Source organism: Armatimonadota bacterium (assembly GCA_013314775.1).
GTDB lineage: Bacteria > Armatimonadota > Zipacnadia > Zipacnadales > JABUFB01 > JABUFB01.
This window is the reverse complement of record JABUFB010000009.1, coordinates 210,141-223,194: the sequence shown is the minus strand read 5'-3', so window position 1 is coordinate 223,194 and position 13,054 is coordinate 210,141. Positions and strand designations below refer to the sequence as shown.

The following is a 13,054-nucleotide window of genomic DNA, read 5'->3' as shown; positions in this document are numbered from 1 at the left end:
GCCATAGTCTTGCCTTTGGTCTGGGCATGGTCCATGATAACAGGGGCGCAACCATGGCCTGCTGGAGTGTCGGCAGGGCCCCATGCACCCAACAGGAGCCACCACGATGCGAGCGAAAAGCGGCGCAGGCGAGCGCATGCGCACCGAGATCATCCAGCAGCCCGATGCCATTACCGCCACCCTGGCGGCGGGCACGGACAGGGTCCGCGCCCTGGCCGACCAACTGCGCAAGAGCGACATCGGCAACGTCCTGCTGGTGGCCCGAGGGACGTCGGATAACGCGGCTATGTACGGCCGCTATGCCTTCAGCATCATCACTCACAAGATCACGACGATGATGCCCCCGTCACTGCTGACGGTGTACGATGTGCCCTTCGAGTTCAAGAACACCTTCGTCCTGGGGATCTCCCAATCAGGCGAGTCTGTGAGCGTCCTGGAGTTCCTGGACATGGCGCGCAAGCGCGGAGCTCTGACCTGCGGCCTTACCAATACCATGAACTCGCCCATCCGCGATGTCGCCGACCATCTCCTGGTGACCTACGCCCGGGAGGAGACCAGTGTTCCTGCCACAAAGACGTACACAACCGCGCTTGCGGTTCTACACCAGTTGGCGACACTCTGGGCAGGCGATCTCAACCGCGCTCGGCAGATCTACGATGTCCACAAGTGGATGCAGGCCGTGCTGGCGCATGAGGGCCTGGTTCGGCAGCATGCCGAGCGGTACCGCTACATGAACAACTGCTCGGTGATGGGGCGAGGGCTCAGTCTCGCCTCCGCCCTGGAGACCGCGCTAAAACTGGCTCAGTGCGCGCAGGTGGTCCCAAGTCCCTACAGCGGCGCCGACTTTCTGCACGGGCCGGTTGCCGGGATCGCTCCCGGTTTCCCGTGCTTCGTTTTCGCCCCCAACGGCAAGGCACTGCAGTCCATGGCGGAACTGCTCACGACCTTGCATGACCGGGAGGCGGAGACCTTCGTGGTCTCCAACAACCCTCAGCTTCTCGACGACGCCACCATCGGCATCCATATTCCGGACATGCCCGAGGAACTGGCGCCGATGGTCGAAGTGCTGGTAGGCCAGTTGCTGTCCCTGCACCTGTCGCTGCACAAGGGCATCGACCCCGATGCCCCGCGAGGGGTAACGAAAGTCACCCTCACACTCTAGCAAGCCTGCTGGATCATAAATCCGGGTTTGATCACACGTCTGGAGGAGACGGCGCAGATGGAACGCAAGAAGATGCTCATCGGTGGCGAGTGGGTGGAGGCGAAGTCGGGTGAGTGGTCGGACAATATCAACCCGCACAATGGAGAAGTCATCTCCCAGGTACCCAAAGCCGGGCCCGAAGACGTGGACCTCGCCGTAGACAAGGCCTATGAGGCCTACTATGAGACCTGGAGCAAGGTTCACCCTTCGGAGCGTGCGCGGCTGATCTTCAAGCTGGCGGATGCCATCGAAGAGATGACGCCGGAACTGGCCCGCATGGAATCGCTGGATATGGGAAAGCCCCTGACCCAGAGTATGGGTGAGATCCCGGCAACCGCCGACACTTTCCGTTATTTCGCGGGCCTCGCGGACAAGATAGAGGGCGAAGTCCTGGTCACGCCCCACGAGACTTTCGGCTACACGGTGCGCGAACCCTTTGGGGTTGTGGCTTCCATCACTCCCTGGAACTTCCCGATCCTGATCCTTTCCATCAAAGGCGCGCCGGCTCTTGCGGCGGGCAACTGCATCATCTTCAAGCCCGCCTCCTCGTCGCCGTCCACTGCTCTCGAGGTGGGGCGACTGGCCCAGGAGGTCGGCTTCCCGCCGGGCGTTGTGCAGGTGATCACCGGTGAGGGCGGCGCGATGGGTTCTCGCCTGGCAGGAAGCCCGAAGGTGGGCAAGGTCACCTTCACCGGGAGCACCGAAGTCGGTCGCAAGATCATCGAGGCCTCCGCGAACAACATCGCCAAGGTCACCCTCGAACTGGGCGGCAAGACTGCGAATGTGGTCTTCCCAGATGCGGATATGGACATGGCTGTTGCGGCCGCGGCGCGCACCATCTTCCTGAACTGCGGCCAGATCTGCACGTCCGCCAGCAGGCTCCTGGTCCACGAGAGCATCAAGGACGAGTTCGTCGGGCGCCTGGTCAAGATTGCCGAGGGCATCAAGGTAGGCGATCCCTTCGACCCAGCTACCAAAGTCGGCCCGATCTCCTCGAAGCAGCAGTATGAGACGGTCCTGCACTACATTGAGCTGGGCAAGGCGGAGAACGCCCGGCTGCTCACCGGCGGCGAAAGACCCAAGGATCCGGCGCTTTCACGCGGGTTCTACGTCATGCCCACGATCTTCGATGATGTCTGCTGCGACATGAGGATCGCGCAGGAAGAGATTTTCGGCCCGGTCCTGTCGGTCCTGACCTTCAAGGACGATGACGAGGCAGTTGAGATCGCCAACGCCACCGAGTACGGTCTCGCGGCAGCCCTGTTCACCACGAATCTGTCCCGGGCCCACAAGATCGCGGCGCGGATGGAAGCGGGGATCGTGTGGATCAACTGCACCAATCTATTCGGCGCCTGGATGCCTTACGGCGGCTACAAGACCAGCGGCCTCGGCTTCGAAGCGGGAATCGAGGGACTCAAGGAGTTCACCCGCCTGAAGACCGTTCTCATCGACACCAGCGACAGGCCCAACACCTGGGCCTACGCCTAAGGACCGGGAGCGGCTCTCTGAGCCGCAGATCGGGAGCTTGAGTCGGCCGGGCGCGGCGGTACCCTCTGCCGGCGCGTCCAGGGCCGCTGGACTCTGCATGCGACGGTGATCTAAATCAGCAGCGAGCATGAAACGCAGGGGCTTCAGGTCCCGCCTGCAAGCGAACGTCCGTACACCTTATCGTTGGAGCTACGCGTCGGGGCATTCCTGATCGTCTTCGCACACGCCCTCGACCTGTTCAGCACCTGGTGGAGGACACCCGACCTGCGGGACGAGATCGGCCCAGGGTACCTTGCGTTGAGAGGAATGGGTCTCGAAGGCTGGCCGTGGATGATCGCGCTCAAGATGGGCGCGATGCTCATCACGTTCGGGCTATTTGCGTTCTATGTCTATCGCAGGCGACAGTTCTATCCCGCTGAGCCGGGCCGCACATTCCACGAGTTCCTTCACGACGTTCACTCCGTGGGCGCCATCCGTAAAGCCGGCGGACAGTGGGTCGCACCCTCTCCGCTTCTGCTGGTCATCTGGATGGCCTTCACCGTGTCTATCGGTTCAGCCGCCTACGCGTACTTCCTTGCCATCCATAACCTCCTGGGCACACCGCTCATGAGTTGGATGGCCGAGACAGTGGCGCCCTTCGCGATCTTCATCGTGACCGCCGTCGTTTTCTGGCGCACGCTCTACTCCGACTACCTGCACGCGCCCTGATACAGGCCGGGCGGCACTGCTGCCCTGGAGCGATCATGCGCATGGACAAAGCCCCGAGAGCGCCCGAATCGAAAGGCGAAGGCGCGAGCATTCTGCCTTCGGCTGCACTGGGCCTGCTGACGGTTGTGCTTCTGGCCGGGGTGCTTCGCGGACTTGCCGGGCCCCACATCTTGCCGGAGTATCTGGCATCGCGCTACGTCGCCCTGATTCTGACTGTGCACGGGCTGCTCGCGGTGGTCATGGGGTTCACAGCGGCGACGCGCACAGATCCCTCGAGCGTGTGGGCATCGGGCGCGATTGCTCTTGGGGTCGGTGGCGTTGGGTCGCTGATCTACGCCCATCGGGGGCTTCTGCCCGACGGGGGCACTTACCCCGCCGCACTGGCATCGGGAAGCCTGGTTCTTGCGATCGTCGGCGCGCTCATCGCCCGGCAGTTCGAGCAGCGGCCGCTTGCGCCGGCGCTGGCCTACTTTGGGCTGCTTCTGGCCATCCTGGCAGGTGCATTCCTCAAGACCGGCGTGGTTTCCGGAACCATCACCCGGCCTGTGAACCTGGTCACCCTGGGGATGATGACCGGGCAGAAGGACGAGCCTGTGCCTGACGTACCAGTGGTGCTCGCAAGCCCCGACGGGAAACGCCGGCTGTATGAGACCCGAGCCAACGCAACGGGCAACTACGTGTTCAACGGTCCACCCCCCGGCAGCTATTCGCTGTTCGTCCAGGACACGGAACCGGTCCGGGGCACCGGCGACTGGGTACGGAGCACAGTGAAAGCCGGGTCGGTGCTCAGCGGGCAAGGGCTGGGCACCGGGGATGTAAGCCTACCCGCGTACAGCGCGGACCAGGGCAGCCCGTTCCTCGACGCGCCCCCGTCAGGGGCCGATGACACCGACGGCGGGATGCTTGACGTGCCCGGCGTGCCGGGGCAATACTGAGCGAGTTCCGCGGGGCCGGCCCAGGCTGCCCGCTCAAACCGATACGGTGGTGAATCCGCTTGCGCAGTGACACGTTGACATTGTTGGCCGCAATCGCCTTCTGCCTCGGCATTGCCGGTGCCCCTGTCTTTGCTCAGGAAGCCCCACGTCCCGGCCTGGATAGCCCGAAACTCCGGGTCGCCGTGGCTGATTTCCAGGCAATCGGTGGCGATCCGGCCCGGGCCACGCAACTCAGCGACGCCGTGCGCAGGGCGATCAGCGCTCACCCCCAGGTGGAGGTTGTCAGCGGCCAGGAGATATTGCGGGCGGTCGCTGATGCCCGCGTGGACATCCTGGCGTCGCGTCCCGAAGCCGCCCGCAGAATTGGCGACCGCTTCGGCGTAGATGCCATCGTTTTCGGGCGCGTTATTGCAGACCTGTCAGGGGTAACCGACGATGCTGTAGCGGTGCCTGTCCCGCTGGGACAGGTTGTCGTGGCCGAGACGCTCACGCTGGCAGGGCAGCTCCACCCCGGGGTCGCGGTGCCGCTCGGCCCGGCTGTGGACGCACCGGCTGAACTAGCGGCCCACGCCATCTCACTCTTGCCCGCGATGGGGCGCGTCTTGTCCATCATCGACTCCCCCGAGGGGGTCGTCATTCAGCTCTTCCCCGTGGGAGGCCGGGTCCTTGCCACCGCCTCGGAGTACGGCGTCTACGACCCGGTGCAGTTTCGCGTGCCCGGCGAAGATCCTTCGGGACTTGGTGCGGCCTTAGCCCGTCAGGACCTGCGCACCGGGCGCCTGACAGGCCGAGTGCGCACCGCTGCCGAAGCCGACGGTCACGCCATCGAGGCCACCTCCATCGACCCCGACGGCCGTATCGCGGTGGGCCAACTGGTGGGCCTTGCGCCGATGCCCGGTATGAAGCGGCCTGGACTCCCGCTCCCTGCGCTGGTTGTCAACTCCCAGCCCGGGCAGGCTCTGGTGACCGTGAACGGGCGCGTGGCGGGGATCACACCGGTGGCTGTCGCGCTCGCGGCTGGAGAGAGCACGGTGGCAGAAATCTCCCTTCGGGATCACATTGCGGGGGCCTACGAAATCACTGCCGCGCAGGATGAAGCGCTGGCGATGGCAGTGGCGCTCAAGGAAATCCCACCCTTCGGCGAACTGGTTGTCAGGACGGATCCGGTGGGCGCGAAGGTGAGGCTGGATGGGCGCGAGATAGGTGAGACGCCGCTATCTGTGAAGGATGTTGCTTCGGGCGACCACCAACTGACGCTGAACCTGCCAGGACACAAGCCGGTCACCCGCTCCGTGACAATCCGTCGCCAGCGTTCAACGGAAGTCGAAGTCGCCCTGGAGAAAGACCTGCGCTCCGTGCGCATCGTCTCGGTGCCCGAGGGCGCCCGGGTTGCTCTGGATGGGGTGCAGGTGGGCTCGACGCCGCTGGACCTTCCGTCTGTGGCCACGGGGCTCCGCGAACTGCGCCTGACGCTCCCGGGTCATGCGGTGCTCACTGAGCCGCTGACCGTGGAGTCCACAGACGAGTTGCAGGTCTTCAGTTTCCGCCTGCGGCCGTTGGCCGGGAATGTGCGCGTCGAGACCACACCGCCGGGGGCCAAGGTCACACTGGATGGCGAGGAACGCGGGAAGAGCCCCGTGGCGGTCACAGGTCTGCCCATCGGGCAGCACACGGTCAGCATCGAACTGGACGGCTTCCTGCCGGTGAAGCGAGCCGTCCAGGTCGAGGATCAGCAGACCGCGGTGGTTCAGGAAGCTCTGACTCGTGCCGAAGGACAGCTCATCTGCGTCAGCGTTCCCGCCGGCGCCAGGATCATCCTGGACGGACGGGACCAGGGCGTCACGCCGCGCACACTCACTGGAGTGCCGGTGGGCAAGCGGCAGGTGACGCTGGAACTCGAAGGTTACCAGACCTGGAGCGGGAAGGCCCCCGTCATCCATGGGCAAACCACCAAGGTTGAGGTGGGACTGATCCGCATCAACCCGTGACGCGACGCCCGCAGACAACAAGGCCCGCATGCGCGGACTGTCGTTCGCCGAGAAGTCGCGCCGCGAGACTTGGGCAGAATCAACACATTTCTGCCCCGTTTCTGGGAATCCGGAAGTCACCGGGACGGCCTGCGAGCGTTCATTCAGACTGGTCCGGGGCGTCCGGGACTTGCCACTGACGCCCCCTTGTGGTAAAGTTGGAGTGCCGCAGTCTATTGTATTTTGCGGAGGATCGGACGTTGACGGATAGCACCGCTCAGGGCTTCGATTGGCTCCGAAGGGAGCTTGACCGCATCATTGCCACGTACCAGACACCGCCGGAGCGTCGGGTTGGGTACGGGAATCTTCGCCATGAGTATTCCCATTGGAAGAAAGAGAACGAAGAGATCACGAATATCGCGGTCATCTATGAGACCCCGGGTGGTTCAACAACCCAGTTGAACGTCACCTACAACCACCACGATGGTACTTTCGCCTATCTGGATGACGGACTCGGGGACTACAAAGAGACCAAGGACCCCCGGGAGATACTGGAGTTCATCCACACCCACGTCGAACAGATTCCCGCGAAGCGCCAGGCTCAGCTTGACAGCCAGGTTGACGACTGGATGGGACAGGGCAAGTCAAGCCGCGAGGTCTTCGGCCAGCTCAACAAGCTCCTGCAGGAGGAGTTCCTGGGTGGCCGCGTGACCACCAACGAACTCAAATGCGCTATCCAGCATGCGATCAAGCTCAAGGCTCAGAGCAGCGCGTAGCCCACGAGTGAGAGCCTCGCGTGTTTTCCCCGCCGCCATTCCAGGCGGCGTTTTCGTTTCCGGCGCACCGGGAAGGTCTCGACCTTCTCAACGTCGAACCGCGGCCTCGTCTCAGTGTCAGCGCTGAAGGATGGTGCTCTGAATGAGGGTCCTGGTCACGGGTGGCGCCGGCTACGTTGGATCGGTCGTCTGCGAGCGGCTCGCCCGGTCGCATGAGGTCGTAAGCTTCGACGCGCGACTGCCCGAGCACGGGCACGGGCGCTTCATTCGCGGCGACATCCTCAACTCGGCCCACCTCGCGGAGGCCATGATAGGCGTCGACGCCGTCGTGCATCTCGCGGCCATTCCTCATCCGGCATATGACCCGTCCGACGCCGTGATGATGACCAATGTGATGGGCACCCAGCGCGTGGTTGAGGCCGCCGCGCTTGGTTCGCCGAAGCGCCTGGTGTTCGCGAGCAGCGATTCCGCCTACGGTTTCGTCTTTGGTCGCGGTGAGATCCTGCCATCCTACCTGCCGGTGGATGAACGTCATCCAACCGAACCCCTGGACTGCTATGGGCTGAGCAAGCTGCTCGGGGAGGAAATCTGCCGCCGCTATACCCGCTCCCATGCCCTCGAGACTGTCTGCCTTCGCTATTGCTGGGTCTGGAACGAAGCCCTGTACCAGAATCTGGCCGGGCTGTCGCGGGATCCTGGGCAGTTCGTGGGCCAGCTCTGGGGTTACGTAGACGCCCGCGACGTCGCGCAGGCTGTGGAGAAGTCCATCAACACGCCGGGAATTACCCATGCGACGCTGAACATCAGCGCCCCGCGCACTTTCCAAGCCCTGCCCACGCTGGAACTTCTGGAACGCTACCTGCCGCACGCCGCACGTAAGGATAACCCGATGTGGGATGACCCGCACTGTGCGCTGATCTCGATCGATCGCGCCCGGGAAGTCATCGGCTTCGAGCCGGAATATGACTGCCGCGAACAGGCTGGATTGACCGCCTGATCCCGACGCGGAAGCTCCCACGTCCGCGTCGCCACGAAACGGAGAGCAGCCAATGGCACGCAACATTCGAGTGTCCACCATCGCCTGGTCCGCGGGATCTGCGGGGCTGAAAAACCTGGACGACGTGCACGAGAAGCTGTCGGAACTGCTTGAGGAAGCAGCCCGCGCGAAGCCCGATCTCGTGGCGCTCACGGAGTTCTGCAACGTTCACGGCGGGTGCGATTGGGATCAGCAGGCCCAGCCGATTCCGGGGCCGACCTCAAACCTGTGCGCAGACATCGCCCGCAAGCATGGCATGTATGTGGTCTGCTCCATCCCCGAGCAGCAGGGCGATGTGATGCGCAATACGTCGGCCTTCATCGGGCGCGACGGGCAGATTGTCGGCAAGTACCACAAGTACCAGCCCACCATTGGTGAAATGGAGAAGGGGATCGTGCCCGGAGAGGATGCCCCGGCCTTCGACCTGGACTTCGGCAAGACCGGCGCGGCAATCTGCTTCGACCTCAAGTTTTTCGAGGTGGGGCAGACCCTGGCGAACCATGGCACGCGACTGTGCATCTTCTCATCCATGTTTATCGGCGGCGTGCGCCTGGAGCACTGGGCGCGGGACTTCGGCATGTACATGGTTTCCAGCGTGCCCGCACGCAGCTACATCGTGGACATGTCCGGCCGGGTGCTTGTGGAGACAGGTATGGAGATCAACCCGGTGCGGTCCGGGTTCCTGCCGCCCATCGCCTCCGCAGTCATCAACATGGACCGCTGCCTCTTCCACCTCGACGGCAACCAGAACAAGCTCCCGGACATTCTGAAGAAGTATGGACCGGGAGTGGAGATCGAAGTGGATTACCCCGAGGCGCACTTCACCCTGGCCAGCACGATGGATGATGTCACCGTGGACGACATCATCGCGGAGTTCGAGCTGGAACCGTGGAATGCCTACTTGAAGCGGGCCAGGGGCGTGCGAGAAAAGATGCTGCGGGAGGGCAAGGTGTAGCTGGTCCGCGACGAAGAATTGCAGCAGACGCGGGCGGCGCGCTTCAATGCGCCGCCTGCGCTATTTCGTGGCGTGGGTGAGGGTTGTGACGCAGCCGCTTTTCGGACGGGGGAGCGGCTCGCCAACCACGCAGACCTCCGTGTGCAGCTCCACTCCGAACAATTCGCGCACCCGGCCCTGCACCAGTTCGATGAGTTCCAGCACATCCTGGGCCGTTGCGCCGCCGGCATTGACGATGAAGTTAGCATGCTTCGGTGAGACTACCGCACCGCCAACCTGCATGCCTTTGGCGCCGGCCTCTTCGAGAAGGCGGCCCGCGTAGTCATTGAGGGGGCGCTTGAAAATGCAGCCGGCGCTGGGCATGGCGACGGGCTGCTTCTGGCACCGAAGCTGTACCACGTCGTGCATCTTCTTGCGCACGTCCGCGGCGCAGGAATGCTCGAGCTTCAGGCAGGCCCGGGCGATCACGGCGTCCATGGTCTGGAAGATGCTGGTGCGGTAGCCGAAGGAAAGCTCGTCCCGAGTAAGCGTCTTGAGTTCGCCGCAGTATGTGGCGACGGTTACCCACTCGGTGAGTTGGCCGATCTCTCCGCCGTTGGCACCCGCGTTCATATTCAGCGCGCCGCCAAGAGTGCCTGGTATTCCCGCCGCCCATTCCAGGCCCGTCAGGCCGTTGTCGGCACAGGTCCTGCAGATGCAGGCCAGACGCGCACCACTTTCCGCCGTCACCGTGTCGTCCTCAACAGTGACCGACTGCATGCCACCCGCGAGCTTGACAACTACACCCCGGATGCCACCATCGAGCACCAGCATGTTGGTGCCTTTGCCCAGAATTAGCGGCTTCTCGCCGGCATCGTGGCAGATTTTGAGGGTCTGGGCCAGCGCTTCGGCAGTGATGGGAGTGACGAGGATATCAGCCGGGCCGCCGATACCGAAAGAGGTGTGCAGAGACATGGGCACACCCGTCTCGACCTGGAGGTCCGGCACTCTTTGCAGGTCAGCAAGAAGGTTATTGCACATCGTGTACATGGCTACGCCGGCTCCGGTGTCTGCAACAACCCCGCTGACCACGGCGTGCCGATCCTTCGCGTTTTGTCCCTGCCAGCTTCGGCAAGGGCCGAGACGAGTGAAACCCTTTGCGGCCGGAGGTCAATCTTCGCCCCGCGGGTCCGTCTCTTCCGGCATCTGCGGCTGCGTATCCGGCTCCTGAACGGCCTCGGGTGGACGCCTATCTCCGCCGCTGACCGTTTCCTCGATGCGCTCTCCGGCATGCCGGGCCTGGTTCCGCGCTACTTCGGCCAGCCGGGCGAGTTGTGCCTTGAGCCCGCCCTCCACGCCAACATGATGCTCGAGGACCGAGGCGGGGATGATCACGGAATCTTTGCCGTCCACGGTGCCCTCAACCGGAGGCAGGCTCAATACACCTTCTGTGATGTCGCGCCAGGCGCCACCGGAGACTTCATACCTGGTGACGCGCCGCTCCTCCGGGTCGATGTAGATCGTGCCCAGCGTACCCACGCGCGTGCCGGCGTCGGTGAGCACTTCCCGGCTGCCCTCGCGCGGGTCGCGGCGCTTCTCCAGCAAACGCGGCAACTCGGACAGGTGCTTGGCCACCTTGTGCGTCTCAACCATCACCGCATCGACGCCAATGACCGTGATGTCCTTGGCCTCAATGCCCTTCTCGAGGGGCCCCTTGCCGACGATGACTCCCTCGAACTGGCCCGAGGCGAGGTCCACTATCACCTGGGTGACCGGGCCGAGGTCACGGCCTTCCCGGGCGGCAATCACCTTCAGTCCCACGATGGAAGCGATGTCCCGCATCGGCTCATTCCTTCCCACAGGCTCGCCCCCTCTGTGACCCGTCACGGCTCGTTACGAGAACCATTTCGCCGTGGATGGTCGGGTTCCTTCTTCCGCCGCGAGGAACCGTGAGACGGGCCCGACCGGGCCGGGAACGCCTAGCCGTCGATGCGGTCGATCAGTTCAGATGTGTACTTCCTCAGCCCCGGTCCGAGCTCTTCGTGGGACAGCATCAGGCGGATGAATGCTTTCGCATAGGACTCGAAGTTGCCCACGTCCAGTCTGTCCTCGCCGGCCACGAGAGGCACAGCATAGACCGGAAGGCCGTCGCGGATCATAGCCCGGATAGCGTCGGTCAACTGAACTTCGCCCCCATATCCGGGGGCCGTCTGCTCGATGTAATCGAAAACGACCGGCGAGAATACATACCGCGCGCAGACAGCAAGATTGCTCGGAGCTTTGTCCGGCCCAGGCTTCTCCACGATATCCCGCAGCTTCAGCGCCATGCTGTCATCCGAGCTCTCGGGGTCCACGATACCATACCGCGAGGTGGCCTCAGGCGAGACACGCTGGGTGGCGACGGTCGCGGCCGCACTGTGCTGTTCGTGTGTCTGCAGCAGACGGTTCATGAGCGACGAACGCTCGGGCCCCACGATGACGCAGTCTCCGAGCGCAACCACGAAATGCTGGTGCCCGACGAAAGACCGGGCCTGCATGACTGCATCGCCAAGCCCTTTCGGCACGGATTGGCGAGTGTAAAAGAAGTGGATGAGCGGGTTGTCGAACAGTTCGCTGCAGCGGTCGCAGTTGTCGTGGGGTGGGATACCATCGGCCTGGTCGAAGTGGTCCGCGATGGCTCGTTTGTGGCGGCCGATGACGATGAGAAGGTCCCGCAGTCCGGCCCCAACCAGCTCTTCAGCAACGAGATGAATGGTGGGTTTGGTGCCCAAGGGGAGCATCTCTTTGGGCTGGGACTTGGTCGCCGGATAAAGCCGCGTCCCAAGCCCGGCAGCTGGTATCACTGCCCTCAAGACGCTCAAGTCCTTGCCCTCCCGGTGTATGGTCCATCGCGCCCCCGGTCCGCAATGCCAATGCGAAGGTCGCCGGCAATAAGTGGAGCCAGCGATCAGACTCGAACTGATAACCTGCGGATTACGATTCCGCTGCTCTGCCAATTGAGCTACGCTGGCTCGCTTGCGGCCCCTTCAGGCAGAGCCGCTCGTTTTCAGTTATCTTGGTGGCGAGACCCAGAGTCGAACTGGGGACACACGGATTTTCAGTCCGTTGCTCTACCAGCTGAGCTATCTCGCCACCGAAACCGCCGCGAGTGACTGGAATGTGGTGGGCGGAGCAGGACTCGAACCTGCGACATCATGCGTGTAAGGCATGCGCTCTAACCAACTGAGCTACCCGCCCCGGCCCATCGCCAACATATTTTGGTAGCCCCTAGGGGAATCGAACCCCTGCCGCCGCCTTGAAAGAGCGGTGTCCTAGCCGTTAGACGAAGGGGCCAGTTGTTCAAAGAGCGTGTCTGGTGAGCCGTGCTGGGATCGAACCAGCGACCCTCGGATTAAAAGTCCGATGCTCTACCAACTGAGCTAACGGCTCGGCCGGAGTGCCGCGGTCGAAAAGAAAGCCGCGGAACACAAGCGGCACACGCGCCGCCAATGTGCCCGCGTTGTGGACGGTCAACATACAACACGCAGAAGGGTTTGTCAAGCGTCCCGAACGACTCGGTCCCACACTCGCCGCTGCAAATCTTGCCGAAGGTCTTCGTGATCGGTCTGAGGAATACTCATCCGGCTACCCTCCTTGGCCCACGGCGTTATGCCATGAGCCGGTTATTGTGTTTGACACCACAGAGGGTAGCCTTTTCCGTCCCTGTCGACAACCAGCGGCTACACCATCAAAGCCGGCGCGGTTGACTCCGGAAAGCCGATTGGTGTAATATCCCACATGATAAGTGGACCGGCTGAGGAGGAATGTTCGTGCCCAGTCGCGCAGAACTGCTTCGCCGAGCCGAAGAAGGCGTCAGGAAGATCCTGGAACAGGGCAACTCGGGCGCGAACCGCAATCCCGAGAAGGCGCAGTTCATTGCGCCCATGGCGGGGTTCACGTCCTTTGCGGTCCCCGCGCGGCCCGTCATCACTGAGCGACGCCGCAGTACTTGACAGGCGCGCCGCGTAAG

12 protein-coding genes and 5 tRNA genes are annotated in these 13,054 nt (G+C 63.3%); 9 read left to right on the top strand and 8 right to left on the bottom strand.

Features of this window, described 5'->3' with window-relative positions; all coding sequences use genetic code 11:
* The first annotated feature begins 106 nt into the window (after nt 1-106).
* The 8 genes from HPY44_12280 to HPY44_12245 all read left to right on the top strand — a co-directional run bounded on the left by HPY44_12280 (nt 107) and on the right by HPY44_12245 (nt 9,066).
* Complete coding sequence (locus HPY44_12280) at nt 107-1,162, top strand: SIS domain-containing protein (GenBank protein NSW56780.1); 1,056 nt, start codon at nt 107-109, stop codon at nt 1,160-1,162.
* A 57-nt stretch (nt 1,163-1,219) separates the two neighbouring features.
* Nucleotides 1,220-2,689, top strand: coding sequence for an aldehyde dehydrogenase family protein (locus tag HPY44_12275; protein ID NSW56779.1), 1,470 nt, complete (start codon nt 1,220-1,222; stop codon nt 2,687-2,689).
* A 183-nt stretch (nt 2,690-2,872) separates the two neighbouring features.
* Nucleotides 2,873-3,397 carry a hypothetical protein gene (locus tag HPY44_12270; GenBank protein ID NSW56778.1) on the top strand — a complete coding sequence of 175 codons (525 nt, stop codon included), beginning with the start codon at nt 2,873-2,875 and terminating at the stop codon, nt 3,395-3,397.
* Between the two features lie 41 nt (nt 3,398-3,438).
* The gene (locus HPY44_12265; GenBank protein NSW56777.1) at nt 3,439-4,332 is read left to right on the top strand and encodes a carboxypeptidase regulatory-like domain-containing protein; all 894 of its coding nucleotides are present in this window, start codon (nt 3,439-3,441) and stop codon (nt 4,330-4,332) included.
* A 59-nt stretch (nt 4,333-4,391) separates the two neighbouring features.
* Nucleotides 4,392-6,320: a PEGA domain-containing protein gene (locus HPY44_12260; GenBank protein NSW56776.1), complete on the top strand. Its 1,929-nt coding sequence runs from the start codon at nt 4,392-4,394 to the stop codon at nt 6,318-6,320.
* A 239-nt stretch (nt 6,321-6,559) separates the two neighbouring features.
* Nucleotides 6,560-7,075, top strand: coding sequence for a hypothetical protein (locus tag HPY44_12255; protein ID NSW56775.1), 516 nt, complete (start codon nt 6,560-6,562; stop codon nt 7,073-7,075).
* A gap of 142 nt (nt 7,076-7,217) precedes the next feature.
* The gene (locus HPY44_12250; protein ID NSW56774.1) at nt 7,218-8,072 is read left to right on the top strand and encodes an NAD(P)-dependent oxidoreductase; all 855 of its coding nucleotides are present in this window, start codon (nt 7,218-7,220) and stop codon (nt 8,070-8,072) included.
* Nucleotides 8,073-8,124: 52 nt separating this feature from the next.
* Nucleotides 8,125-9,066, top strand: a complete 942-nt coding sequence (locus tag HPY44_12245) for a carbon-nitrogen hydrolase family protein (protein NSW56773.1) — start codon at nt 8,125-8,127, stop codon at nt 9,064-9,066.
* A 60-nt stretch (nt 9,067-9,126) separates the two neighbouring features.
* On the opposite strand, the gene murB is transcribed toward HPY44_12245, so the two are convergent.
* The 8 genes from murB to HPY44_12205 form a co-directional block, all read right to left on the bottom strand.
* Nucleotides 9,127-10,095 (bottom strand): UDP-N-acetylmuramate dehydrogenase, encoded by a 969-nt coding sequence (gene murB, locus HPY44_12240; protein NSW56772.1) that lies wholly within the window; start codon nt 10,093-10,095, stop codon nt 9,127-9,129.
* A 120-nt stretch (nt 10,096-10,215) separates the two neighbouring features.
* Nucleotides 10,216-10,887, bottom strand: a complete 672-nt coding sequence (locus HPY44_12235) for a PRC-barrel domain-containing protein (GenBank protein ID NSW56771.1) — start codon at nt 10,885-10,887, stop codon at nt 10,216-10,218.
* Between the two features lie 137 nt (nt 10,888-11,024).
* Nucleotides 11,025-11,906: a UTP--glucose-1-phosphate uridylyltransferase gene (locus HPY44_12230; protein NSW56770.1), complete on the bottom strand. Its 882-nt coding sequence runs from the start codon at nt 11,904-11,906 to the stop codon at nt 11,025-11,027.
* A gap of 74 nt (nt 11,907-11,980) precedes the next feature.
* A tRNA-Thr gene (locus tag HPY44_12225) sits at nt 11,981-12,056 on the bottom strand.
* A gap of 45 nt (nt 12,057-12,101) precedes the next feature.
* A tRNA-Phe gene (locus HPY44_12220) sits at nt 12,102-12,177 on the bottom strand.
* A gap of 28 nt (nt 12,178-12,205) precedes the next feature.
* Nucleotides 12,206-12,282 (bottom strand) — tRNA-Val (locus HPY44_12215).
* 21 nt (nt 12,283-12,303) lie between these two features.
* A tRNA-Glu gene (locus HPY44_12210) sits at nt 12,304-12,378 on the bottom strand.
* A 20-nt stretch (nt 12,379-12,398) separates the two neighbouring features.
* A tRNA-Lys gene (locus HPY44_12205) sits at nt 12,399-12,474 on the bottom strand.
* Nucleotides 12,475-12,854: 380 nt separating this feature from the next.
* Between HPY44_12205 and HPY44_12200 the strand changes: the two genes are divergently transcribed.
* Nucleotides 12,855-13,037, top strand: coding sequence for a hypothetical protein (locus tag HPY44_12200; protein NSW56769.1), 183 nt, complete (start codon nt 12,855-12,857; stop codon nt 13,035-13,037).
* Nucleotides 13,038-13,054 lie beyond the last annotated feature (17 nt).